This window comes from Paenibacillus sp. yr247 (assembly GCF_900103825.1).
In the GTDB taxonomy this organism is placed as follows: Bacteria; Bacillota; Bacilli; order Paenibacillales; family NBRC-103111; genus Paenibacillus_E.
In genome coordinates this window covers 12,553-37,254 of sequence record NZ_FNIF01000022.1, presented here as the reverse complement: position 1 = coordinate 37,254, position 24,702 = coordinate 12,553, and the positions used below count along the sequence as shown (strand labels likewise).

Here is a 24,702-nt window from a genome sequence, read left to right as displayed (position 1 = left end):
CTACACCTTCTCTTTGACGGCTCTTCCGAACAAGCCCTCAGGTTTGAAAATCAGTACGATAATGAGGATCATGAACGAAAATACATCTTTATACTCGGCGCCAAAGCTGCCGCTTGTCAGTAATCCAAGATTGGAAGAAGCGAACATTTCCAATAGGCCGATGACCAGCCCGCCGAACATTGCTCCTCGAATGTTGCCGATACCTCCAAGCACTGCGGCAGTGAAGGCTTTCAAGCCTAAAATATATCCGATAAACGGATCGATTGTGCCGTACTGCTGTGCAAATAATACCCCTGTAGCGCCACCTAACGAAGAACCAATGAAAAAGGTGAGCACGATAATTTTATTCACATTAATCGACATCAGCGAAGCTGTTTCACGGTCTTGCGCAACTGCGCGCATGGCGACTCCCCATTTGGTACGATTAACAAAGAAGTCCAGTCCTGCCATTAGCAATACGGCTACCACGATGATAATAATCGTATTGATTTTCAAAGACGCGTCGCCGAGCCAAGAGCCAAGAGAGGAAGTGCCGATTTTCACATTTTTGTCGTATAAGGTGATGCCGCTTACAATGTAGTTACCTGTTTTCAACTCTGAAATAAAGCGAACGAGATCTTGAAGCACAAAGGAAACTCCGATAGCGGAAATCAGCGAAATCAGCTTGGGCGCTTTCCTGAGAGGCCGATAAGCAATTCGTTCGATTCCTACACCCAGAATCCCCGTAAAAAGCATTGCGATAGCGAGGATTAGAACGTAAGCAATCCATCCCGGCATACCGTCAAGCCAGCCTGTCGAATGAAATACAAATAAGACCGATGTGCCCACGAATGCACCGGTCATAAAGACCTCACCATGTGCAAAATTGATCAGCTCAAGAATGCCGTACACCATGGTATAGCCTAACGCGACGACCGCATAAATAGCTCCTAAAGCAAGGCCGTCGATCAATACTTGTGGGAGTGTGTGAAGGATGTTTAAGAACATGAAGCCCCTCCTTTTCGGAATAAAAACCATAAAGAGGTACGGCGTCAAAGCAAGCACATACCTCTTTACTTAGGTTAGATCATAACATTTAAATTATTTGCTTACTTCGGAAATCATAGTTCCCGGATATGTCGGACCTTCGAATTTATAGATGAATACTTTAGCGTAAGTGTTATCACCTTTGCCATCAAAGCTGATTTTTGTCGCGACACCTTGGAAATCTTTCGTGGAGCGTACGGCATCTCGAACTTTATCGCGAGTAGGTACTTTCCCGCCATTTGCGGCAGCAGCTGATTTAATACCTTCTAAAATAACAGACATGCAGTCATAAGCGTACGCCGAGTAACCGTCAGGGCCTTTGCCGAATTTCGCTTTGTATTGATCGGCCCATTTTTTTCCTTCTGCCGTTTTTGTAATATCCGTGGAGATGGAAGCGTACAAGGCATCCTTCACCTTATCTCCGGCGGTATCAACCAAACCTTGAGAATCCCAACCGTCTGCGCCCATCATCGGCACCGTAATGCCTTTGGCGCGTGCTTGCTTGATGAGCAGACCGCCCTCGGCATACAGCCCTCCGAAGAAGATGAAGTCTGGCTTCTTGTTAAGCGCAATGTTCAGCACGCCGTTGAAATCTTTCTCGCCTACGGTAATTCCTTCGTAACCTGAAATCGTGGCACCGAGCTTCGTCGCCGCGTCTTTAAAGGCTTCCGCCAAGCCTTGGCCGTATGCGGTTTTGTCTTGAATGACAAAAATGTTTTTGGCTTTTACCGTTTTCACAGCATACTCAGCTGCTGCAGGTCCTTGGAAGTCGTCCCGGGCGACGATACGGTTCACGACTTTCAGGTTACGGTCAGTCACTTCTGTTGCCGTATTGGATGGCGATACCATGACAGCGTTGTATTTCTCATAAACGACGGAGGAAGGGATGGCTACGCCGGAGTTCATATGCCCCACGATTCCGAGGATTGTGGGGTCCGCGCCGATAATTTCGGCGTTCGCAACGCCCTTCTTTGGATCTCCTTGATCGTCATAAGGGACGAGCTGCAGATCGAAGCCGAGCTTGTCAAATTCAGCTTTGTGATCTTCCAAGGATTGCTGCGCACCTAGTTTAATAGCTTCGCCTTGAACAGCGCTTCCTCCAGACAAAGGTGATTGGGTGGCGATTTTAATGACGGTCTTAGCGCCGCCACTTTTGGCTGGTACAGCAGCTGCTGTGGAAGTGCTTGTAGTTGTACTTGTGTTTGTGCTTCCGCTTCCGCAACCTGCTAACAAACCTATAGCAAGTGCCGAAGCTGAGATCAATAGAGCTTTCTTTTTCAAATTCATGGTACAGCCTCCCTGGTTAAATTAATAAAATTCTCACTGAATAATGTTATGTAAATTAACATGATGTAAAAAGGAATTTACCAGGTTTAGCTTTCAGAAATTCGTGAAAACGGTTTAAAATCTTAATACTGGTTTCTATCCCATATTTAACTATATTCAAACGCACTAAACTATATTCTATATTAATAGATTCAAGTTTTAACGTCAATATATCTAACATTAATTTGATTTAGTCTAACTTAAGGCAAGATATTGTTATATTAATAAACATAATATGAATCAGATATATTCTACTTTTGTGGCGAATAAGGAAATATCTAACTTATTTGGACCTGAGCTTCGTGTATATAGTGTAAATGATAGTGACATAAAGGAGAGGACTAACTGTAGGTCGAATAATAATCGACAATAGTGATAGGACTGTGCCCATTTTTAAGACAGGGATGAAAGGAATTAGCTTATGAAGCGAATTAGCATTCGTCTGCGTTTGATGGTACTTATGATCTGTTTAACAACACTGCCGGTTATTACTGTAACGTGGATTGCCACGGATAATACGCGAAACTCGGTAGAAAAAGAAATCATTAGTGCAAACAATTCCCGCTTGTTGTGGGCAGATCAGTATTTATTTGAATTGATTCAGCAGATTGATATTTTATTTTACACGTTGCAAATTAATCAGACATTAATGGCTGGTCTGAATGACATCGATAGTTCAGATATTGGTGTTCAATACAGAACGCAAAATTATATCAAAGATACACTTACAACCACCTTTCACTCCAATTCTCGTAAAGTAGATGAACTTATTTTGTATATCGATTCTAATCAGAAGGCGGTCTCGGTTAATTTTGCAAACAGCGGCATAATTTCGTTTCTGGACATCCATAATGGCGCATGGAGTCGATTGCAAGGGAGTCCGATCAATATGTATTTCAAACAGTCCGGTAACGGGATCTATGCTTTTCATAGTATGAATCGATTCGAGGATCGGAAACTATTGGGTGGACTAGCTGTCCGTATCAATAGAGACGTTTGGAAGGAAGTTAGCGACATTCTGAAATCGGAGTCTGAAAGTCATGTATTCCTAATTAATGACGAAGGAGACATGTTATCCGGTTCCACAGGAACGGATGGCTCGAGTGAAATTAAAGATCAAGTTATGAAGTTGAATTTAAAGAATTCAGATTTGAATTTTCTTAGAACAAAGAGCTACTTTTATTTTATGAAGCAGGTAGACAACGGTAAATTGACGATTGTAAAAGCCATTCCACTAACGACAATTTCGCAAAGTGCGCAAGTGACGATAACAGCGGGTATTTGGACAGGAGGTATATTTACAGCTGTTTCTGTTCTGCTTTCAATTCTAGTTTCATTAAGGATTAGCCGGCCTATTGTTAGCTTGGCCCGAACGATGAGGATGGCACAAGTTCATAATTTTGAAATGAAATCAGTGCAAAGTCTAGATGAAATCGGTCTACTGGAAAGTGGATACAACTATATGATGAAACGTATAAAGGACTTCATCGAGATCGAATATCAAAGGGAGATTGACGTGAAAAACGCGCAGTTGATGGCGCTTCAAGCCCAGATTAATCCTCATTTTCTGAACAATACACTCCATCTCATTGGGGGAATGGCGCTGTCGAAAAATGCTCCTGAAATTTATAAAATTACTCGCGTTATTGGCGATTTGCTCCGATATTCAATTAGTTCAGGAGGCGATATGGTCCTGCTGGAAGACGAACTGAAGCATATGCGAAATTACCTTTTTATTCAAGAACAACGGTTTATCGGCCGCTGTAAAGTTATTTTGTCAGTGGATGAAACAGCTCTGGATACCAAGCTTCCCCAATTTATACTCCAGCCTATTGTGGAAAATGCGTTCGAGCATGGGTTACAGCGAAAAGAGGGAGCTTGGAACGTGGAGGTTCGAGTCAAGCAAATTGGAAATAGGATTATCTTATTAGTAAAAGATGAGGGAGTCGGACTTGCTGTTGATAAGCTGCATGAAATTCGGGTTCATTTAGAAAATGACATATCAGCCCTTGATGTTCGATTAGAAGAAGCAGCCGAGTTGCCGAGAAAAAGAAAAGGAATCGGTCTCAAGAATGTCGATACACGGTTGAGGCTGCAATTTGGTAATGGCTATGGTGTCAGGATATTCAGTAAAGAGGGAGCAGGGACAATCGTCATGATGACATTGCCTGCTGCAAAAAGGCGAGGTGGAGAAAATGCTTAATGTATTAATTATTGACGATGAACCTTGGTCTAGAGAAGTAGTTAAAAGACTGGGGGAATGGGAGCGGCTGCAGCTATTTGTAGTAGGTGAGGCGGAGGATGGTACGGAAGGACTCAAGCAGATAGAGGAACTTAAGGCAGATATTGTTGTGACCGATATGCGTATGCCGGGTATCGAAGGTGTAGAGCTGCTAAAGGAGATGAATAAGCAATTTCCGACTCTTAAGATCATCGTTATGAGCGGATATGACGATTTTGTCTACTTGAAGCAGGCTATCCACTCGCGGGCGGTGGACTATTTACTTAAACCAATTGATCCAGATGAATTGAATGCCTCCTTGGAAAAGTGTGTAAGTGAACTGGTTGAAGCGAGGACGTCAGAGAATGGGACTTGGAATATCCCTCTTATATTTACGGATAGCGGCTTTCTAGATTTGTATCTCGGTTACCGGCGACAAATTTACGGATATTTACTTGAACTAAATGAATCCGCTATTTTTCATACTCTTGAGAAGCTGGAGAATTTTCTGGAAAAAGCAATTCAAAATATGCCAGTCAGAAATATGCTGATTAAAGTAGGACATGATTATACGCGTATGTTGGAAGAGTTTATATCAGAAAATGAGGTTGGTTTTGACCACATATGGAACAAGAAGAACGAAGAATGGTCACTACAGAATTGGCATTCAATTCCGCAAGCGACTGAGGGAATCGGTCACATATACATGGACGCAATTAACACCATTAAAGCGTTACGTAAAAACAAGAATAGACTTGACCTCACGGAGGTGCAGGCCTATATCGAGCGGCATTATCAAGACCAGATATCACTGGATACGATTGCACACCATTTTTTTGTTAGCAAGGAACATTTAAGCCGGTCATTCAAATCTTTTACCGGTGAGAATATATCTGACACGATCATCCGCAGACGGATGGAGAAAGCCAGAGAACTGATTGTAGAACATCAGCTGGCAATCAAGAATGTAGCGGAAATAACGGGATACTCGGATATTGCTTATTTCTATCGCGTATTCAAAAAACATTACGGGCTGACGCCCGGCGAATTACGAAATGAAGAATAAGGCATATCAATAAAATACAATTACGGAAGCTAATATCCTGAAATGATAAGGAGAGGCGCCTCTTATATACTAAAAGAGCAGTAAATAACAGAGGGGGAACGAAACATGAAGAAAGCGCTTCATTTTGGAATGGTTTTGGCAACGGTATTAACAGTAACAGCAGGATGCGGGTCCAATTCCACATCTACATCCACATCCACATCCACTGCTGGAAATGGAAACGCACAGTCTACAACTGCCGTTAACACACCAGCGCCAGCTAAGAAAGTAGAACTGAAGGTATTTATGAGCTTCCCAAGGTTTAAAGATCAATTCGACAAGTACTTCGAACAGTTTAAAGCTAAAGAAATGCAGACAAAAAATATCGATGTAACCATTAAGCTAGAAATGCCGAACCCAGATCAAGCTAAACAAATTTTGCAAACTCGCCTAGCTTCCAGTGATGCACCAGATTTATTTACGCTTCATGCGGTTGCCGACGGCCCAACTTACTACAAGGCTGGTTATCTTTCTGATCTGTCTAGTCAACCATTCGTTAATCAATTATACGATGGTGTAAAGAAAACGGTTACACAAGATGGCAAGGTAGTAGCAGCACCTCTTGAAAGCCTTGAATGGGGGTATTTGTATAATAAAAAAATATTCAACGATCTCGGACTTAAAGCTCCACAAACATTAGATGAAATGAAAGCGGTTGTAGAAAAGCTAAAAGCAAATAAAGTAGTACCTTTTGAGTTATCCTTCCAAGAGTCTTGGATACCTCAACTTATGACTGCTCTTTCTCTTGGAGGCATTGTGACCTCGGAACATCCTAACTGGATTGATAAAATGAATAAAGGCGAGGCTTCATATAAAGATGTAGCGGATATCTTCAATATCATCGACATTATTATGCAAAATGGCACAGCTAAGCCTTTTGAAGTTGGCAGCGCAGCGGGCTCCACAGATTTTGCAAATGGCAAAGCAGCTATGTGGGTGCAAGGTCCATGGCAATCGGAAGCGATATTGAAAGTTAACCCGAACTTCGAGTTAGGCGTTGCTCCTTTGCCGGTAAGCAATGATCCAAAAGGAACAATGATTAATCTCTCAACATCTACTTCACTTGCTGTTTCACCGACTAGTAAAAATAAAGAAGTAGCACTTGATTTGGCTAACTATATTCTTGACGAAAAGGATTCCTCTGCACTATTTGAGCAATTGAAATTCAATCCGGTTTCGAAGGTTCATCAATTCAAATCATTACCATGGATCGATGAAGCTACTTCATACGCTTCCAAGGGTAAATCATATCAAGATCTTTCGTTACCGAATGGTGTAACGGATGAACAAGCAAAATTGCTGCAAGGCTACTATGCAAAAACCACGACAAAAGAAGATTTCATTAAAACAATGGATAAAACATGGGCAAATGCAATTAAGAATAATAAATAAATGCAGTTTATGGTTGACCGGGAGTGATAAAAGATGCAGATAACAAAAAAACAAAAACAAATGGTCATCCTGTTAGCCTTCGTATTTCCAGCACTCCTCTTCTATACAGCATTTGTACTCGCCCCCGCTTTCGGGGGAATCGGGTACAGCTTAACAGATTGGAATGGACTAAATCCTACCTATGAAATGGTAGGATTTAGTAATTATATTGAAGCGTTGACGGATGACCCCAACTTTCTGAAATCGATCTGGTTCACTTTAAAATTTGTTGTGTTTATGGTTGTCCTGCAAAATGTATTCGCTATGCTGTTGGCGGTTTTTATTGAATCAATGGGGCGTAGTAAATCGTGGTTCCGCACTATTTTTTTTATGCCAAACATGATCAGCCTTATTATTGGTGGATTTATGTGGTTGTTCATATTCACTAAAGTATTGCCTTATTTGGCTGAACATACCCTATTCACTTTTCTGGATCGGTCATGGATTGGCGATCCCACGTTTTCCTTTTATTCGGTACTAATCCTCTCACTATGGGGCGGGGTTGGCTATCTGATGGTTATTTATATCGCTGCTCTTCAGGGCGTACCGGAGCATTTGAGAGAAGCAGCGGCGATCGATGGGGCAAGTCCGTTCCAAGTATTTAGTAACGTTACGCTGCCGATGATATTTCCTGCGCTTACAATCGGACTTTTTCTTACACTAAATTCTTCGTTTAAAGTTTTTGATGCTGTGTTTGCACTCACAGGCGGAGGTCCCGGGAGGTCTACACAAGTCATAGCACTGAATATTTACGAAGAAGCTTTTAAATTGAATACTCGGTACGGCTATGCAAGCGCAAAAGCAATGATTTTGTTCTTGATCGTATTTCTAATAACACTCATTCAATTGCAGATCATGAAGAAAAGAGAGGTAGAGGCATGAGTAACGGAGACGCGAATGCGGGTAGAGCGAATATCGGACGCCGGCCAGGTGCTGAATTAGGAAGCATGAAAGCTACTCGCGTGAGATTTGGACGTCGAGTCGGTTCTGCCTTTATTTTTCTTTTCTTGCTTGTTGCTTCTGTGTTTACGCTGTTCCCTATCTATATGGGTTTGTTGAATTCCCTAAAGACGGAAGGCGCCATGATGAACAATATGTTGGCAATTCCTGCTCATTTTGAATTTGGTAACTATGCGGATGCTTTCCGAAAAGTAAAATTTATGCAGAGTTTGTGGAATACGTTCTATGTTGCAATGATTGGCTTGGTAGGTATCATCGTATTTTCTTCAATGGCCGGCTATAAACTATCTCGTACATCAAGCAAGTTAAGTGGTTTTTTCTTTGGTTTATTCGCAATGTCAATTTTAATTCCATTCAACTCAATCGTCATTACGCTGACCAAAATTGCTAAAGAATTGCATATACAGGGATCTTTAATTGGACTTGGTTTGGTGTATGTTGGTTTGGGCGTTGCTTTTGCAATCTTTCTTTATCATGGTTTTGTAAAATCAATTCCTCGTGATTTGGATGAAGCGGCAGTAATCGATGGATGCGGCGAATTTAGATTATTTTTCGTTGTTATTTTCCCTATGTTAGTGCCTATAACGGCTACGATAGCGATTCTGAATTTACTTTGGATGTGGAACGATTTCCTGCTGCCCCTGTTAATACTAACAGATTCCGATAAATATACGCTGCTTTTGTCTATTAATATGCTCTTTGGCGAGTACGGAAATAATGATTGGTCTGCCATTTTGGCTGCCTTAATTCTTACTATGTTACCTGTTATTATCATCTATTTGTTGCTGCAAAAATTTATTCTTAGAGGTATTGCGGACGGTGCAATAAAAGGATAATTTCTTGCTTCCAGACAAAAAAGAAATCGGAGGAGGGCAACATACGTTGAACAGATTTAACGGGAACGAAGTAAGCGGATTTTTAAAAGCGAAGGGTCAAAAGTTGATAAACGGCGAAGGGCAGGAAGTATTACTCCGCGGCGTTGGTTTCGGTAGTTGGCTGCTTCCTGAAGGATATATGTGGCGTTTTCCGAAACAGGGAGATCGTCCTCGCAGAATTGAACGCATGATTTATGAGTTGATTGGCAAGGAAAAATCTGAACAGTTTTGGAAAATCTACTATGAACGTTATGTTTCAGAAGCGGATATAAGGCAAATTGCTGCAGAAGGATTTAACTCTGTCAGAGTGCCTATCAGCGCTAGATTCCTACTTGAGGAAGGCCAACTGGATCGTTATAGAGAGAGCCATTTGCAACTTATTGATCAAGTGATCGCATGGTGCAAAACATATCGTTTGTATGTGATTTTGGACTTGCATGGCGCACCAGGCGGCCAAACGGGAACGAACATTGATGACTCGGAGTTTGATAGGCCTGATTTATTCACAGATGAGCGGAACAAACGAAGTACAGTCGATATGTGGAGAATGCTGGCACGGCGGTATAAAGATGAATGGATTGTGGCGGGTTATGACCTCCTAAACGAGCCACTGCCTGACTGGTTTTCTGCCTATAATGATAAAGTTATGCCGCTTTATCGTGATATCGTGGAAGCTATCAGAGAAGTGGATGACCGTCATTTAATTATTCTCGAAGGCGTTCACTGGTCGACCGATTGGTCGATATTTACGGAAAAAATCGACGATAATCTAATGCTTCAGTTTCATAAATATTGGAACAATCCTGATACTGAAAGCATTCAGGGTTATTTGGATAAAAAAGAGGAATGGAATGTACCGATCTTTATGGGGGAAGGCGGCGAGAATAATAAAGACTGGTATGCAGGTGCATTCCGTTTGTTCGAAGACCATGATATTTCCTGGAACTTTTGGACTTGGAAAAAGATGGACACCGATAACTCGCCTTGCTCGATCATTAAGCCTACGAAGTGGATGCAATTGATAGATTATCTAGAAGGCGGCAACAAACCGGATAAAGAAACAGCAGAAAGCATTTTGTGGGAATATTTGGACAACCTTACCTTCGATAAGTGTGTATACCACCCAGAGGTCGTTCATTCACTTCTTCGCAAACCTTCCGTTCGCATACCGGCGATCTTCTATGGATTCAAAGGAGAAGGCGTTAGCTATGGAGTAACAAATCGTTCGGATCAGAGTATTGGATTTCGGATAAACGATGGTACGGACCTCCAATTTATAGAAGGATCGAGGATGTCACCAAATTTTCAGCATGGAGGTGGTGAATCCTGGAGTGCAGATGAACGTCTTTGTATACAATTAGCCGCCGAAGACTGGCTGGCATATGAAATAACAAATGATACTAATTCCGAATCGCCGTTTTTTACAATTGATATACGTTTAAGTGCACCAATCGAAAGAGGTTATCTGACTGTTTCGGTCGATGGAACAACAGTAGGTCAGGCTTCTGCCAAAGGAAAACCGTGGGAAATTGTCCGTGTGAATGGAAATTTCAGCCTTGAACCAGGTTTACACCGCATTGTGCTTAAAGCAATGGAAAACCCAGTTCGTATTGAATGGCTTGAAGTAAAGGATACTCTCTAAAACATTGATCTCGAATTAGGCCAAGGTTGCTTAGAAGATTTGTTCCATAATTCAAAAAAGGTCAGACGACTAAACATCGTTTGACCTTTTCTAGATTTTAGGTGACACTCGAAATGGATTCTTCTGGGTAAGGAAACAATTCCACGATTCGGACACTATGGCCGCTTTCGTTTGTAAATACGACATGCTCTCGTCTAAATCCACGGGGACTATCTAGGCCGCAGGCGGCAGCCAGCGAAAACAAGCCTTCCCTCAACTGAAGAATATAGTTCATCACACGCCATTGTTTCTCTTCGGGCGCCAATGCCTCTTGATATTTGAAATCAGTCGTTGTAATGCCAGTTGGGCACTTGCCGGTGTGACACTGCATCGCCATGATGCAGCCATTGGCCATCATAAAGCCGCGCGCAGAGTTGACGCAGTCCGCCCCTAGCGCCAGAGCGATCGCTACTTTATCAGGTGTAATGAGTTTACCTGAGGCGAAAATTTTGAAACGGTCACGTACGCCAAATTTTCTTGCCGTATCGTCTAGGATGAGCAGCGCGGAAAAGAGCGGCAATCCCATGCCATCCGCCATCGCCTTGAAGGTGGCTCCAGAACCACCCTCGGATCCATCGACGGTAATGAAATCCGGATAGATATCCAACACAAGCATGGCCTGAAAAAACGGTTCAAGCCGCTTCGGATCCCCGACGACGATTTTGACGCCCACCGGCTTGCCGCCCTCTTCTTGTAAGGTACTTATGAAACGGAGAGCTTCCTCTGGATTTGTTAAAAATTCGAATCGGTTCGGCGAATTCACCGTTTTTCCTACGGGGACTAAACGAGCCTTAGCGACTTTTTCAGTGACCTTCGTACCTTCGAGGTGCCCGCCGCGAATTTTAGCCCCCTGATGAAATTTTAGCTCGAATGCCTTGATGTTTGAGACTTTAGCTTTATGCTTGTATTCTTCTATGGAGAATCGGCCCCTATCATCTCGGAAGCCAAACATACCAGGCCCAATCTGCGAGATGACATCGACACCCGTGGCTAGATGTACGTCCGCAACTCCGCCTTCTCCAGTATTGATCCAAGAGCCGTTAGCCACGAATGCGCCGCTCCCTGTGGACTGAATATAATGCTCGCCGACTGCTCCGAAGGAAGTGGCTGAAGCACCAAACATACCTTTGAGCCGCCAAGGATGTTTGCGGTTTTCACCCACAATGATGACATCTTCATCATGCAGCAGCCAAGGTTTTACTTGCTCATCTATGAATTTTTCCTTCCTTGTAAACAGCCCTTCATTGGTAATGATATATTTTTTTCCGGGTATAACCCCTTCGTTATCCACCCTAAGCTCACTCGTCAATTTCGGGAACATGGCATTGGACAAATAGAAACCAGGCTTCTCATAGTCGCGCCTGCCACCGAAGGAGATAAGATCGGTCCGATATTTCGCGGCATACACAACACCAACAAAATCTGCCCGCGAGAACGGTTTCCCTTCCGTGTCATTGTCAAACCAATACTGGCGGAACTCAGGCCCCAGTTTTTCAAGCAAATAACGCAGCCAGCCGAGGAACGGATGTGAGCGAATGATGGAATGCTTTGGTTTTTTGGATAAGGCATACATATAACCGAAAAAAACGAGCGGAGGCAGCGTGACGATAACAACAAGAATAACAAGCAAGACAACATGAACCATGTTGCGAACCCTCCCGAAACGAATTTTTATCTCAATTGAAACAGGTCCTAAATACCATAAATCACCAAAAAAATCGGTTCGTCTATTCATTAATATGAGTCTCAATTTAACAATTGACCCATACCTTTTGGTAAGAACTTTTTTATAAGAAAGGTTGATTAACTTGTTGTATTCGCCTTACTTGATTACACACAAGATGATGCCAGAGAATCAAGAATTCCCAATGCTGTCACTATCCAGTCGTATCACTCCAGAAAATTTGTTTTATATCCGAAATCATTTTCAGTATCCGATTGTGGATATGCGTTCTTGGGGACTAAGTATTAAAGGTTGTGTAAACAGACAAGTCTATTTCCCTTATCATGATCTCTTAAAAATGCCGCAAGCAACACTGCCTGTAACGCTCGAATGCGCTGGAAACAAAAGAGCGTTTTTTCATCCCAAAACACGCGGAGAGCAGTGGGAGCTAGGCGCAATAAGTCATGCTCTTTGGAGAGGTGTTCGTCTTGTAGATTTACTGTATGTAGCCGGAATTCAAATGAATGCACGTGAAGTGACATTCGAGGGCATGGATAGGGGAGTTAGAACGGATATGCCTGGCGAGGTTTCCTATATAAGAAGCCTGCCTCTTGATCAGGCTATAAATCCCGTTACCATTATTGCCCTTTATATGAATGGTAAACCGCTGCCTTTCCGACACGGGTATCCTGCCAGACTGATTGTGCCAGGATGGTATGGAATGGCCTCAGTCAAATGGCTTCACCAAATTACAGTTACTGAGGAGCAATTTCAAGGCCCTTTCCAAGTTGTAGATTATGTATATGATCGAACCCCAATAGCTCAATCAACTCCCGAACCGGTTACAACGATTAGTCTTAATTCAACCATTGCTCGACCAACCGACGAGGAAGTATTGGCAAAAGGGGTAAATTGGGTTGTGGGTACAGCAATATCGGGCAGAGATCCAGTCGTTCTGGTTGAGATCAGTACAGACAACGGAAATTCGTGGCTGCCTACATCCTGGTTGGAGCCACAAGAAACTTATTCTTGGAGGCGTTGGTGTTGGAAATGGCATGTAACTGAATCCGGAACCTACGACATCAAAGTCAGAGCTGCGGATGCAGCAGGTAACATTCAAGGTGAATTGGCAGATTGGAATGTAAAAGGTTATGGCTACAATGCGATACAGCATATACGTGTGCATGTAGATTGAAAGGCTGCTAACAGCAATGGTCGGCAGCCTTCTAACCTATCTTATTCTTATTAAGCTGCGTTGAAGCACTGTATCGCCTTCTTGTGGTGTAAAGGGAGCATTCGTAACACCAAATACATTAGTTACCAGCTTGCGATCAGCATGCTATGTTATGCGAACCTCATATTTAAACCCTACCTTCGACACATCAGCAAACAAGAAAACCGATTTATTAGGTGCAACTGTTACACTGCACGCCTTTTCCCCGCAAGGATTTACCTTCAAGGGAATTGGTGACCCGGTGGACCAGTCAAATACTTGAACCGTTACTATTCGGGAACGCTCTCTATTCAAGTTAACTACATCAACCAGAGCAAACTTCGTTTTATTTGGCCTCCGCAAAATACCAGTTGATAATGTAACACGTTTTGATGTGATCACTTCACCCACTTCACCTTCCATGGTATAGATGTTCCTTTTGAACCTGATTCTATAACATATTCAAAGTAGTATGAGTTTGATAGAGGACAACTATGGATTTAAATAAGCATGCCAATTCATATATTTCCTTCATTTTCAACTCTTTAATTATCGGAAGTAATAGATTACACTAATTTCATGATGTACCCAATATGATCACACTCCGTTATCAGGGAGAGAAGACGGAAGGGAAGTAATCACCGCAATGATAGCGAACAAAATATTTCAAAAACTAGGCTTGCATATGAGCCCAGCAACCCAACACAACTTATACAGTGATTTTGGCGCGGCATGTTTATTTAGTCTATTTAATGTGGTCTTTAATCAGTTTTATATCGCACTTGCTATTAGGCAAGGGGCTACGAACTTGGAAGTAGGGATTTTGGCAGCCGCCCCAGCTATTGGATTGCTTTTCTCGCCAATATGGGCGGCGAGGATCGAACAATCGAGCCCAAAACCTTATGTCATCCTCCCGAATTTGATAGGAAGAGTCCTATTGTTATTTCCGGCGTTTTTCGGTGCTCCAATCGTGTATGTTGTGACCGCACTTGTGTTTCAATTTCTGATGGGTATTCAAGCACCAGCGTATGCTGCGCTAGTAACACGTATGTACCAGCCTGAATTAAGAGGAAGGCTAATGGGCTATGTTCGAGTTGCCATGGGGGCCATCATGATCCCTCTTGCTTACTTGGTCGGTTCATGGACGGATAAGTCAGGACCAAGTGGGCCACTGATCGCAGCGGTTATAACCGGTGTATTATCTATTCTTTCTTTGGCCAGGGTTAAGGAGATCGGTTCAACAACAAAGGCAACGACGCGTAGATCTTCTTTTAAGGAACAACTCAAGCTTGTGAGAGAGCACCGAGAGCTGATGGTGTTTTTTGCGGCAACGACACTGACGGGTTTTGGCAACATATTGGCTAGTCCGTTATTTCAGATCATCCAAGTCAAAGAACTGCATTTGAACAATATAGAAATTGGGATTACACGTATTTCCTATTATTTTTGCTTATTAACGGCCTATTTCGTTGTTGGATGGGTTATCGATAGATTTTCTGCTAAACAAACGCTTATCTACGGTTTGGGAGCGTTCACGATTGTCCCACTACTTTACGGTATTTTTGGGAATTATCCTGCGGTTATCATTGGCAGCGGAATTCAGGGAATCGGGGATGCAATCTGGGATATCGGTATTCTCGCTTATGTACTTCGGGTCGTTCCTGGACGTGAGGCGGTCGTGTTTGGTATGCACTTAATGCTCTTCGGTATTCGTGGCTCCATCGGCCCTTTATTAAGTACTGGACTTTCCAATTACATACCAATTTCCGGGTTATTAATCGCTGCTTCCATTTTCGGAATGGTAGGAACACTTATTTTATTGATGGAAAAAGGAAAGCAATTGACGAAATCGGAGGATGTATAACACTTGCGGAAACTTTATCAGCTGAGTGGAGCGAATGGCCCTAATCCTTCAACCAGGGAGACTTTAAAATGGAATGTCATGTTAGCAAGGGAATTTAGCTTCCGATTGGAAGAAAGAGGGCTATTATTATAAGTTTGAGCCGTTTAGCAATGTTGAACAATTAGAACAGCCAACACTTATCGTTTTGGGAAGGCAAGACGCTATAGTCGGTTATGAAGATCACATGAAACTTTTGAGGAAATTCAGTCACGCATCTTTTGCAATACTCGATCGAGCAGGACATATGATTCAAATTGAGCAAAGGGTGACACTTTCGAGTTTGATGATGGACTGGCTACTCAGAGTTGACAAACATACGATGCATAAAGATCAACTGAGAAGTTGATGATGTGGATATCATTAAAATTCGGACTTACCGAAACGATGAAGGCCTTTACCTTAGGCAGGAAAGAATAGATCGTGTTGGAACGGTTTCTCGGCGCAGCCGAAGCCAAGAATAGAAAGGAAAATAGTCATGTCAAAAAAGCTATATTACGATTCCGTCTATCTGACAGAATGGCAAACTCTTATCAGCGAGACCCTTGAAAGAGAAGACGGGTTTTATGTCATCCTTGAGGAGACGGCTTTTTATCCGCATGGGGGCGGACAGCCCTGTGATGAAGGGCATATTAACGGGATTCCCGTGATTGATGTGATCAGTGTAGAGGATAAAGTGCTGCATAAGCTGGCACGTCTGCCCGAAGAAACGAAGGTGACTTGCAAGGTCGATTGGAACAGAAGATTTGACCATATGCAGCAGCACAGTGGTCAGCACCTGCTCTCGGCTGTATGCCGCGACCTCTATCAGGCCTTGACAGTAAGCTTTCATCTGGGCACCGATTATTCCACCATCGACGTGGAGCAGCCGGAGCTGACCCCGAGCCAGCTGGCTTCACTTGAGAATGAAGTGAACCGGCAAATTTACCAGAACCGCAGCATCGTCAGTTATTTCGTCACCCAAGAAGAAGTGGCGCATCTGAAGCTTGTCAAACAGCCGAAAGTGACGGAAAATATTCGAATTGTCGAGATACAAGGCGTGGAGTACAATGCATGCGGAGGTACGCATGTCTCGTCAACAGGCGAAATTGGAATGATTAAGCTGCTGAAAGCGGAAAAACAGAAGGGAAACACTCGGATTTACTTTAAATGCGGATACCGCGCCTGGGAAGAGTTTAATGAGAGCCTGCGGATTTTGGGCGTGCTGTCATCCAAATTCAACACAGGTAAAGACGAGATTATCGACCGGATTGAGAAGTGGGAGAATGAGCAGAAGCAGCTTCAGGCTGAGCTAATGGATCTTAAAGAGAAGAACGACAGATATGTGGCGAAGGAGCTGTTATCAAGCCAAGAGGGCAATCTGGTCGCGCATGTGTTTGAGGAAAAGTCTCTTAAAGATTTACAAAGTCTGGCAGTGAAGCTGGCTTCGGAAAGCGATCTTCCGGTGCTGCTCGCTACTTTTGCGGAGAATAAAGTTGTTTTTGCACATAACGGCAGTTCTACCCTTTCTTGCGGTGCGTTCTTCAAAGCGCATTTGGGAAAATGCAATGGGAAAGGCGGGGGGAGCGATAAAATCGCGCAGGCGGGATTTCCGACCTCGGAGGATGCCCTTGCTTTCTATGAGTTCACAAGACGGCAGGTTAATGAGAACTCAGATTAGAAGCTGCTAATACTTCAACAAAAGTCACTGAAATAGCGCCCTAATGTAAAAATGATAACGTCAAGCTGGACTTTACAATTGCTTTTAAAAGGTTCCACTTTTGGCTATCATATTACAAAAGGTGGTGTTTTACATTGTGGATTATTAAAACGAAACATAAAAGAGATGAAGATGGCGGGACTGTAGCTCTAGAACTGGAAACCGATGATAAGTGTCTTGATGTTAATGTTAGATGGGATGGTTGTACAGAAATTCACGTATATTCAGTTACAGAAGAAAATCGAGAACTTAAAGATACTTTTCATACGTGTGATTTAAAAGGATTTATTGATAGGTTGCAGAACCTTGACAACGTTTGTCAGGATTACTTTGGTGAGGGAAGTTATTGGGAACGGAAAGAAGATGAAGAGGAATAGCGCACGTGTGGCAATACAATAGAAAATTCCGATAATGACCCGCATAATGCGGGTTTTATTTGTTGAACAGCAGCCCAAGACTGTATTTTTACAGTTTCGGGTTGCTGTTTTGTTGTAAACAATAGATCACAAAATATTTAGGGTACGCCTAAAAATTATCCATTCATCCGGAATCTCAAGAGGGGCTATAATCTAAATGTAAACGGATTCAAAAAAGGAGGGGCGACATGTCCAAACTAAAAAAAGCAATGACATTGCCTGTTGTATTCTCACTCGTATTTGCTGCTGCAGGAAAGACGGGCACTTTTTTCAAAGTGTCTATCTTTCGGGTTACAGCTCAATCTGGCTGACCTTTTTATACTACTATCTAAAAAAAAGATAGGATATAATGGAAGTAATTAAAACCGTATCACGAAACAGCATCTCTATTTGGGGGAAGTTTAAATGATTCATAAGAAGCAAAGTCTGTTGCCTTTGTTGACGATTGGTCTTGTACTTATGTCTGGATGTGATGATAGCGCTTCCAATAAACCGGTTGGGGCACCGAAAACAAAATATTTACGGATGTGCCTAAAAATATTCCATTCTGTCCCATAAACTACGTGACTATAATAGAAATGAAAAGAAAAACGGATGTGAGGGGATGTACAGAACTATGAGTGATTTCAAGCTGGATGGGAAAGTTGCGCTCATAACAGGCGGGTGTCAGGGTCTTGGGCTGGAATTTTCACGTGCATTAGCGAATGCAGGAGCAAGCGTGGTTGTCACAAGCCGTGATGAGCGCAAAGCGCAAGAAAGCGCTGAATGGATCCGCAAGGAAACTGGGCAGGAAACGTTAGGGATTGTCTGCGACGTAACGGACTATGATCAAATTCAAGTCATGAGGAATAAAGTAGTGGAAACGTTCGGGCGTTTGGATATTTTGGTTAACAATGCCGGAGTCAACGTGCGCAAGCCGATTCTCGAATATGACGAACAAAGTTGGGATCTGGTGCAGACGACGAATTTGAAAGCGCCATTTTTGTGTGCCAAAGCGGTCGTTCCACAAATGATTAAACAAAAGTTCGGCAGAATCATCAATATCGCATCCATGCTTGGTACGGTGGCGCTCCCTGAACGGTCCGCTTATTGCTCCAGCAAGGGTGGATTAATTCAACTGACGAAGGTCATGGCGTTAGAGTGGGCAGAGCATAATATAACGGCTAACGCCGTTTGCCCGGGACCTTTCGCAACAGAGATCAACCAGGCCGTCATTAACAATCCGGATGCGAACCAATTTTTCCTTAATCATCTACCAATCAAGCGTTGGGGGAAACCCGAAGAATTGACAGGGTTAATGGTTTACCTTGCTTCAGATCTGTCCAGCTTCATGACCGGGTCAGCAATCGTTATTGATGGTGGCTGGACTTCTGAATGATGAACTTAAGGGAGGTATGAGCGATATGAAATTCGGACTAACGGCTTATGGAACCGTGTATGCCATGGGTATTCACCCTTCAGCAAACCGAACACGTATTACGGCAAAAGGTCTCCTCCAGATGGCTGAATCCTATGGGCTTCAAGGCAGTGAAATTCCTTTGGACATTCTAAAGGGCAGCGATCCCGACGAAGCGGCCGAGTATGCATGTGACAGAGGGCTATTCATCAATATAGCCGCAAGCGGATTTGACGTAGCAGCCCTCAAAGAGGCGCTTCAGCTGGCTAACCGAGTGGGGGCGCTAACGGTAAGAACATTAGTCGGAGGGGCTAAATTCGGCGGTGATCGTCGACATATGGCTGGCTCGTGGAAGCCTTTCCTGCAGACGATCTTACGTTCGTTCCAAGAGGTAATGGAATCAGCTGCTCCAGCAGGTGCTAATCTTGCCGTCGAGAACCATCAGGATTTGGCATCTGAAGAACTGCTCTGGTTATGCGAGAGCATCGGCTCTGATAAGTTCGGTATTACGCTCGATACAGGGAATCCGCTGGCAACTGCCGAAGAACCGGTCGATTTTTTCCGGCGCGTTGCTCCTTTTGTGAAAAACGTGCATCTCAAGGAATACGCGATTTATTCGTCAGAAGAAGGCTACAGGCTGGTGCGAAAACCTCTCGGACAAGGAGTGATCAATTTCCCCGAGTTGCTCCGAATATTGAACGAGGTAAATCCTCAGGTCACAATGTCTGTGGAGCACGGCGCCTTAGAAGCGAGACACGTACGTGTGCTGCAGGAGGATTTTTGGACGGAATACCCTGAACGCACCGCTCTTCAGTTGACTCGCTTACTCCGATTTGTCGAGGATCACGCCAAAAATAAGGGCGATTGGCGAACTCCTTTCGAAAAAGGCGCGCAGCCAGAAGAAATTATTGCTTACGAACTGGAAGAGATGAATGTGGGTATGGCCTATTTATCGAACCTCATGAAGCGCTACGCTTGACTGTTGTTTGTTCAATAATCTGAAGAGGTGATAGGGATGACGACAATCGATTTGCGAGGTAAAAATGCTCTTGTAACCGGTTCCAGCAGAGGTCTTGGCAAGCAGTATGCATTGGATTTGGCTCGTGCGGGAGCCAATATCATCATTCATGATATAAATGAAGAAGCTGCTGCCCGCTTTAACGAGGCGGCATCAGGCAGCGCAGTGGCGCAACAAATCGCTGCCGAGTACGGCGTTGCGGCTCATTTTATCGCAGCGGATTTGTCAGATCCATTACAAGTGAAAGCGCTTGTCGACCGATCTATTGAAGCGCTCGGCTCGATTGATATATTAGTAAACAATGCCGGCGGAGACATCGGGTTACATACACCGCGCCCAGATCCTAACGACGCACTAGACATTTCCGTGGAGGATATTCGCTCGGTTGTGGAGCGAAACCTATTGTCGACGATGTATGCGTGTAAGTTTGCTGGACTTCATATGCGCGAGCGCCGCTCCGGCAAAATAGTGAATGTCGGCTCCATTGCTGGTCATGTTCCCGTTCTTGAGGGCATTATTTACGCTGCGGCCAAAATGGGTATTTCCCATTATACGCGAAGCTTAGCCGAAGAGCTTCGGCCATTCGACGTCAACGTCAACTGTATTTCCCCGGCGCCGACCTACACGGCTCGTTTTCTGGCGACACGCACTGTATCGGATGAAGATGACCGTTCGCGCTTGCAGAAGGTCGCACAACCGGAGGATATGTCCAACATCGTCATGTTCCTCTGCGGACCGCAATCCGATGCGTTATCCGGAGAGACTATTGTCTGTTGGAAATAACCCAATGAGGTGGAGGCTGCGCAATGAGTAAAGCATTGACATATATCATGGGTCAGGAAGATCCCGCAAGCTATAATTTGCAAACCCATGCGGCAGGGCCTGAGGGCTCGCTGCCTTTGACAAGCGACATGCTTCTGAATTGGCCTAGCGGAGATCTGTTCGGCTTGAGTCAGAATGTAGGGATGGGGTGGAAGCCAGAGCGATTGAACGGGAAACAAGTGCTCATTCTCAGCACCCAAGGGGGATTACGGGCCGATGACGGAACGCCGATTGCTCTGGGGTATCATACCGGCCACTGGGAGGTCGGTATTCTCACGAAAGAGGCGGCGCTTGAGATTAGCGAGCTGGGCGGAGTTCCGTTCGCAGGCTACATCAGCGATCCTTGCGATGGTCGTTCGCAAGGAACGACCGGCATGTTCGATTCTTTGCCGTATCGCAACGACGCTGCTATCGTATACCGGCGGCTCATTCGTTCGTTGCCGACGCGCAGCGGTGTGATCGGCATCGCGACCTGCGACAAGGGACTCCCAGCGACGATGATTGCGCTGGCTGGCATCCATGATTTGCCGGGTATCATCGTTCCCGGCGGTGTGACGCTGCCGCCTACGAACGGGGAGGATGCGGCTAAAATACAAACGATCGGCGCGCGTTATGCGCAAGGCCAGATATCTTTACAAGAAGCCTCAGATATGGGCTGCCGCACTTGTGCGACGCCTGGCGGAGGCTGCCAGTTTCTTGGCACGGCGGCGACCGCGCAGGTCGTTGCCGAGGCGCTAGGCATGTCTTTGCCGCACTCCGCGCTCGCTCCTTCGGGACAAGCGCTGTGGAAAAATATCGCTAGGCAATCCGCCAGAGCCATCTATTGGATGCAGTCGAACGGCATCCGGATGGGAGATATTCTAACCGACGCCGCAATTCAAAATGCGATGGTCGTGCATGCGGCATTCGGGGGCTCGACAAATTTGCTGCTTCATATTCCGGCCGTTGCGCATGCGGCGAAATGCCGCATTCCCGATGTGTCGGACTGGAATCGAATCAACAAAAGCGTACCGCGCCTGGTCAGTGTGCTGCCCAACGGTCCAGAATATCATCCCACGGTACGCGTCTTCATGGCCGGCGGCGTACCAGAAGTCATGCTCCATTTGCGGAAGCTGGGGCTGCTCGACGAATCGGTGAAAACCGTTGCTGGCGAAAGCCTGGGCGTCCTGCTTGATTGGTGGGAGTCGTCGGAACGCAGACATCAGATTCGGCAGCATTTGAAGGAAAAGGACGGCGTCGATGCGGATGACGTCATTATGAGTCCTGCCAAAGCGAAGAGCATGGGGATTACTTCGACAGTGACATTCCCGACAGGTAACATCGCGCCAGAGGGCTCCGTCATTAAATCCACGGCCATCGATACTGAAGTGGTTGGGGAAGATGGCATTTATCGCCATACCGGTCGTACCAAGGTATTCACATCGGAGAAATTGGCGGTAAACGCGATTAAGAATGGACAAATCGTCGAAGGAGACATCATGGTATTGATTGGCAGAGGACCTTCCGGTACGGGAATGGAGGAAACCTACCAGCTTACTTCAGCGTTAAAGCATCTGCCGTTCGGCAAATATGTCACCCTGCTAACAGATGCACGATTTTCAGGTGTATCAACGGGGGCGTGCATTGGGCACGTAGGTCCGGAAGCGCTCGCCGGCGGCCCAATCGGCAAGCTTCGCAACGGGGATTTGCTCGAGGTGACGATCGATTTATTCCGGCTTGAAGGGAGCGTGAATTTCATAGGACAAGAGGAGGAACGGTTCAGTCCGGAAGAAGGAGCTGCAATCCTTGCTGCGCGCACCTCGCATCCAGAACTTATGCCTGATCCAAAGCTGCCGGACGATACCAGACTCTGGGCGGCACTTCAGGCAGCCAGCGGGGGGACGTGGCGTGGCAGCGTCTATGATGTGGATCGAATTATTGAGGTGCTGAACGCCGGGCATACGTATTTGAAGAAACTCGAGAAACTTCCTTCAGATTAACTTTGACTTAAAAAAGTTAACCCTAATTCATCCATCAGCGGCTGGATGAATTAAGGTTATTTACGTTGCTCAAACCTCGGTTTGATTTGAGTATCACGCGCAAGGTGGGCTAGTGACTAAAAGGCAACAATTCCGTTTTTATGCAGTCAAAAAAAGTAGCAGCAAGGAGAGATAATGGAAGGACTTCAGTGATCAGAGAGGGAAATATGTATGATATCGAAGACAACAAAGAAAACATCGCAACTGGGGGAATAGTAGTGCAGGCAGACAAGTTGTTACGGAGTGAAGGTTTTATTGATGTCCCTGGAGGCAGGGTTTGGTATATTCGCGTAGGGAGTGGCAATAAAACGCCTCTTGTTGTGCTTCACGGCGGGCCAGGCAATACACACGATCCATTGAAGGCGGTTCTTCAAGCCTTAGCCGACGAAAGGTCTGTCATTTTCTACGATCAGCTTGGATCGGGAAATTCGGATAGACCAACGGATCCTTCATTGTGGAGAACGGAACGGTTTGTGGAAGAGTTGGCTTGCGTAAGGCGAGCGCTTGATTTGAAAGAGGTTCATCTTTTAGGACATTCGTGGGGGACCATGCTTGCAGCATCGTATTTAATAGAGCGCGAGCCTTCGGGCGTTCGCAGCGTCATTTTTTCAAGTCCATGTCTCAGCGCTGAACGCTGGAAAAAAGACGCGGATTACCTCTTGGCAAATTTACCGGAAGATGTTCAACGAATCATTGCGCGTAACGAGGAACAAGGCACAACGGATTCGGAAGAGTATCAAGAAGCCGTGAAAGCTTACTATAATAGACATGTGTGCAGACTTGATCCATGGCCTTCCGTCATCGTTCAGAGCCGTCCAAAAGCAAATAAGCAAGTTTATATGACGATGTGGGGACCTTCCGAATTCTGTCCGACAGGTAATCTAAAAACTTACGATTGCACGCCACAACTTCATAAAATCGATATGCCCTCGCTCTTCGTATGTGGCCGATATGACGAAGCGGCTCCAGAGTCGACGCAATATTACCAATCTATCGTGCCGGGTTCAGAGCTGCATATTTTTGAAAATAGTTCTCATGTAAGCTACTTAGAAGAAACGGATGAATTTGTAAAGATAATTCGGGGTTTTTTGAGCAAAGCAGACTGATACCAATAGCGAACACGATATCAGAAAAAACGGGAACCTTCGAACCGAAGGAGCTCCCGTTTTCTTAAATAAGCCTCGAAATGGAATTTCATGCTTTTTCGAGCAGCTGTTGTAAATACATCATCGAGCGGCTTACACCCTCGATCATGGTGCGAACCGGCTCGATTTCTTGAGGATGCCATAGCTCGAGAGAGAGCCAGCCTTCGTAGCCGATTTCCTTAGTGGCGGCGATTATTTCATGGAAGTTGATGCCGCCATCAAGTAGTTCTTCAGTCGGTCAGCGGCCATTTTGATTACGTAAGTGAAAGTAATGTATCCGTTTCGGATAGGTGCGAATCCAAGCAAGCTGCTAGTTCATCAAGGTTGTCTATATTTCCCTTTCCGCGATACTCTCTTTATCTACTTTGAAAACGGGCGCAACTGGATCGGAGTATAGTGAATAGGATAGTGTCTCCTCATAAATAACACAACAAAAGCTGCTCCGTTTGGAGCAGCTTTGTTTTTTTATTTAAACAAGAGGTTGTTGAATTAAAGTAGCAAAATTAAATTGATGCACATGACCATCATTTAGTGTAGTAGATCCTGATACGAAATGCACATGTTTACCGTTGCCAACTGAAATTGCTGGGCCAGTTCTTATCCTTCTGAGATTATGAAAATGATTCAAGAAATCTGTATGTGTAAGATCTATTTCATGAACATGACTGTTTCCTACACGGATCACTTGACCTGTAACACCAGCAAAACGATGATTATGTCTATCCGCACCTTGTTCTGCTAATTTCGTACTGCCCTCAAATTCATGAACGTGCGTCTGCATTCTAAC

The 24,702-nt window shown here is 44.6% G+C and carries 21 protein-coding genes and 1 pseudogene; 17 read left to right on the top strand and 5 right to left on the bottom strand.

Annotation, left to right across the window (positions count from 1 at the left end):
* Together BLT91_RS24025 and BLT91_RS24020 are read right to left on the bottom strand one after the other, a co-directional pair.
* Window positions 1-987, bottom strand: a complete 987-nt coding sequence (locus tag BLT91_RS24025; protein WP_090825708.1) for a branched-chain amino acid ABC transporter permease — start codon at window positions 985-987, stop codon at window positions 1-3.
* Between the two features lie 93 nt (window positions 988-1,080).
* Window positions 1,081-2,313: a branched-chain amino acid ABC transporter substrate-binding protein gene (locus BLT91_RS24020; RefSeq protein WP_090825705.1), complete on the bottom strand. Its 1,233-nt coding sequence runs from the start codon at window positions 2,311-2,313 to the stop codon at window positions 1,081-1,083.
* Window positions 2,314-2,773: 460 nt separating this feature from the next.
* Here BLT91_RS24020 and BLT91_RS24015 point away from each other — a divergent pair, with 460 nt between their 5' ends.
* From BLT91_RS24015 to BLT91_RS23990, 6 genes are all read left to right on the top strand, one after another.
* Window positions 2,774-4,555 carry a sensor histidine kinase gene (locus BLT91_RS24015; protein ID WP_090825702.1) on the top strand — a complete coding sequence of 594 codons (1,782 nt, stop codon included), beginning with the start codon at window positions 2,774-2,776 and terminating at the stop codon, window positions 4,553-4,555.
* Window positions 4,548-5,639, top strand: a complete 1,092-nt coding sequence (locus BLT91_RS24010) for a response regulator (protein ID WP_090825699.1) — start codon at window positions 4,548-4,550, stop codon at window positions 5,637-5,639. The genes BLT91_RS24015 and BLT91_RS24010 overlap by 8 nt, the downstream gene beginning before the upstream one ends.
* A 105-nt stretch (window positions 5,640-5,744) precedes the next feature.
* Window positions 5,745-7,070, top strand: coding sequence for an ABC transporter substrate-binding protein (locus tag BLT91_RS24005; protein ID WP_090825696.1), 1,326 nt, complete (start codon window positions 5,745-5,747; stop codon window positions 7,068-7,070).
* A 33-nt stretch (window positions 7,071-7,103) separates the two neighbouring features.
* Window positions 7,104-7,991 (top strand): carbohydrate ABC transporter permease, encoded by an 888-nt coding sequence (locus tag BLT91_RS24000; protein WP_090825693.1) that lies wholly within the window; start codon window positions 7,104-7,106, stop codon window positions 7,989-7,991.
* 65 nt (window positions 7,992-8,056) lie between these two features.
* Window positions 8,057-8,905, top strand: a complete 849-nt coding sequence (locus tag BLT91_RS23995) for a carbohydrate ABC transporter permease (RefSeq protein WP_090825823.1) — start codon at window positions 8,057-8,059, stop codon at window positions 8,903-8,905.
* Between the two features lie 46 nt (window positions 8,906-8,951).
* Entirely contained in the window at window positions 8,952-10,586 is a 1,635-nt protein-coding gene (locus BLT91_RS23990) for a cellulase family glycosylhydrolase (RefSeq protein ID WP_090825690.1), read from the top strand.
* A gap of 97 nt (window positions 10,587-10,683) precedes the next feature.
* Here BLT91_RS23990 and BLT91_RS23985 read toward each other — a convergent pair whose 3' ends face one another.
* On the bottom strand, window positions 10,684-12,270 hold the full coding sequence (locus tag BLT91_RS23985; RefSeq protein WP_090825687.1) for an FMN-binding glutamate synthase family protein: 1,587 nt from the start codon (window positions 12,268-12,270) through the stop codon (window positions 10,684-10,686).
* Window positions 12,271-12,451: 181 nt separating this feature from the next.
* Here BLT91_RS23985 and BLT91_RS23980 point away from each other — a divergent pair, with 181 nt between their 5' ends.
* On the top strand, window positions 12,452-13,483 hold the full coding sequence (locus tag BLT91_RS23980) for a sulfite oxidase (protein WP_217635273.1): 1,032 nt from the start codon (window positions 12,452-12,454) through the stop codon (window positions 13,481-13,483).
* Between the two features lie 144 nt (window positions 13,484-13,627).
* Here the strand turns inward: BLT91_RS23980 and BLT91_RS23975 are convergent, their stop codons facing one another.
* Entirely contained in the window at window positions 13,628-13,924 is a 297-nt protein-coding gene (locus BLT91_RS23975; protein ID WP_254777118.1) for a hypothetical protein, read from the bottom strand.
* A gap of 223 nt (window positions 13,925-14,147) precedes the next feature.
* Between BLT91_RS23975 and BLT91_RS23970 the strand changes: the two genes are divergently transcribed.
* The 10 genes and pseudogenes from BLT91_RS23970 (at window position 14,148) to BLT91_RS23935 (ending at window position 23,876) form a co-directional block, all read left to right on the top strand.
* Entirely contained in the window at window positions 14,148-15,365 is a 1,218-nt protein-coding gene (locus BLT91_RS23970) for an MFS transporter (protein ID WP_090825681.1), read from the top strand.
* A 160-nt stretch (window positions 15,366-15,525) separates the two neighbouring features.
* A pseudogene (locus BLT91_RS33990) lies at window positions 15,526-15,750 on the top strand (alpha/beta fold hydrolase); the annotation flags it as partial.
* A 129-nt stretch (window positions 15,751-15,879) separates the two neighbouring features.
* Window positions 15,880-17,061, top strand: coding sequence for an alanyl-tRNA editing protein (locus BLT91_RS23965; protein WP_090825678.1), 1,182 nt, complete (start codon window positions 15,880-15,882; stop codon window positions 17,059-17,061).
* Between the two features lie 134 nt (window positions 17,062-17,195).
* Window positions 17,196-17,477: a hypothetical protein gene (locus tag BLT91_RS23960; RefSeq protein WP_090825675.1), complete on the top strand. Its 282-nt coding sequence runs from the start codon at window positions 17,196-17,198 to the stop codon at window positions 17,475-17,477.
* 227 nt (window positions 17,478-17,704) lie between these two features.
* The gene (locus BLT91_RS33650; protein WP_302847543.1) at window positions 17,705-17,827 is read left to right on the top strand and encodes a hypothetical protein; all 123 of its coding nucleotides are present in this window, start codon (window positions 17,705-17,707) and stop codon (window positions 17,825-17,827) included.
* A gap of 305 nt (window positions 17,828-18,132) precedes the next feature.
* The gene (locus BLT91_RS23955) at window positions 18,133-18,894 is read left to right on the top strand and encodes an SDR family NAD(P)-dependent oxidoreductase (protein ID WP_090825672.1); all 762 of its coding nucleotides are present in this window, start codon (window positions 18,133-18,135) and stop codon (window positions 18,892-18,894) included.
* Between the two features lie 16 nt (window positions 18,895-18,910).
* The gene (locus tag BLT91_RS23950) at window positions 18,911-19,891 is read left to right on the top strand and encodes a sugar phosphate isomerase/epimerase family protein (protein ID WP_217635272.1); all 981 of its coding nucleotides are present in this window, start codon (window positions 18,911-18,913) and stop codon (window positions 19,889-19,891) included.
* 36 nt (window positions 19,892-19,927) lie between these two features.
* Window positions 19,928-20,713, top strand: coding sequence for an SDR family NAD(P)-dependent oxidoreductase (locus tag BLT91_RS23945; RefSeq protein ID WP_090825667.1), 786 nt, complete (start codon window positions 19,928-19,930; stop codon window positions 20,711-20,713).
* A gap of 23 nt (window positions 20,714-20,736) precedes the next feature.
* A complete protein-coding gene (locus BLT91_RS23940) occupies window positions 20,737-22,731 on the top strand; it encodes a YjhG/YagF family D-xylonate dehydratase (RefSeq protein ID WP_090825664.1) in 1,995 nt (664 codons plus the stop codon).
* A 272-nt stretch (window positions 22,732-23,003) separates the two neighbouring features.
* On the top strand, window positions 23,004-23,876 hold the full coding sequence (locus BLT91_RS23935; RefSeq protein WP_090825821.1) for a proline iminopeptidase-family hydrolase: 873 nt from the start codon (window positions 23,004-23,006) through the stop codon (window positions 23,874-23,876).
* Between the two features lie 508 nt (window positions 23,877-24,384).
* Here BLT91_RS23935 and BLT91_RS23930 read toward each other — a convergent pair.
* On the bottom strand, window positions 24,385-24,696 hold the full coding sequence (locus BLT91_RS23930) for a YmaF family protein (protein WP_090825661.1): 312 nt from the start codon (window positions 24,694-24,696) through the stop codon (window positions 24,385-24,387).
* Window positions 24,697-24,702: the final 6 nt, after the last annotated feature.

Excerpts from the sequence above, each read along its gene's own strand:
- BLT91_RS24020 (WP_090825705.1), bottom strand. The coding sequence starts at position 2,313 with ATGAATTTGAAAAAGAAAGCTCTATTGATCTCAGCTTCGGCACTTGCT.
- BLT91_RS23955 (WP_090825672.1), top strand. The coding sequence starts at position 18,133 with ATGAGTGATTTCAAGCTGGATGGGAAAGTTGCGCTCATAACAGGCGGG.
- BLT91_RS23950 (WP_217635272.1), top strand. The coding sequence starts at position 18,911 with ATGAGCGATATGAAATTCGGACTAACGGCTTATGGAACCGTGTATGCC.
- BLT91_RS24000 (WP_090825693.1), top strand. The coding sequence starts at position 7,104 with ATGCAGATAACAAAAAAACAAAAACAAATGGTCATCCTGTTAGCCTTC.
- BLT91_RS24015 (WP_090825702.1), top strand. The coding sequence starts at position 2,774 with ATGAAGCGAATTAGCATTCGTCTGCGTTTGATGGTACTTATGATCTGT.
- BLT91_RS23965 (WP_090825678.1), top strand. The coding sequence starts at position 15,880 with ATGTCAAAAAAGCTATATTACGATTCCGTCTATCTGACAGAATGGCAA.
- BLT91_RS23975 (WP_254777118.1), bottom strand. The coding sequence starts at position 13,924 with ATGGAAGGTGAAGTGGGTGAAGTGATCACATCAAAACGTGTTACATTA.
- BLT91_RS24025 (WP_090825708.1), bottom strand. The coding sequence starts at position 987 with ATGTTCTTAAACATCCTTCACACACTCCCACAAGTATTGATCGACGGC.
- BLT91_RS23930 (WP_090825661.1), bottom strand. The coding sequence starts at position 24,696 with ATGCAGACGCACGTTCATGAATTTGAGGGCAGTACGAAATTAGCAGAA.
- BLT91_RS33650 (WP_302847543.1), top strand. The coding sequence starts at position 17,705 with ATGTCCAAACTAAAAAAAGCAATGACATTGCCTGTTGTATTCTCACTC.
- BLT91_RS23995 (WP_090825823.1), top strand. The coding sequence starts at position 8,057 with ATGAAAGCTACTCGCGTGAGATTTGGACGTCGAGTCGGTTCTGCCTTT.
- BLT91_RS24005 (WP_090825696.1), top strand. The coding sequence starts at position 5,745 with ATGAAGAAAGCGCTTCATTTTGGAATGGTTTTGGCAACGGTATTAACA.
- BLT91_RS23985 (WP_090825687.1), bottom strand. The coding sequence starts at position 12,270 with ATGGTTCATGTTGTCTTGCTTGTTATTCTTGTTGTTATCGTCACGCTG.
- BLT91_RS24010 (WP_090825699.1), top strand. The coding sequence starts at position 4,548 with ATGCTTAATGTATTAATTATTGACGATGAACCTTGGTCTAGAGAAGTA.
- BLT91_RS23970 (WP_090825681.1), top strand. The coding sequence starts at position 14,148 with ATGATAGCGAACAAAATATTTCAAAAACTAGGCTTGCATATGAGCCCA.
- BLT91_RS23945 (WP_090825667.1), top strand. The coding sequence starts at position 19,928 with ATGACGACAATCGATTTGCGAGGTAAAAATGCTCTTGTAACCGGTTCC.
- BLT91_RS23940 (WP_090825664.1), top strand. The coding sequence starts at position 20,737 with ATGAGTAAAGCATTGACATATATCATGGGTCAGGAAGATCCCGCAAGC.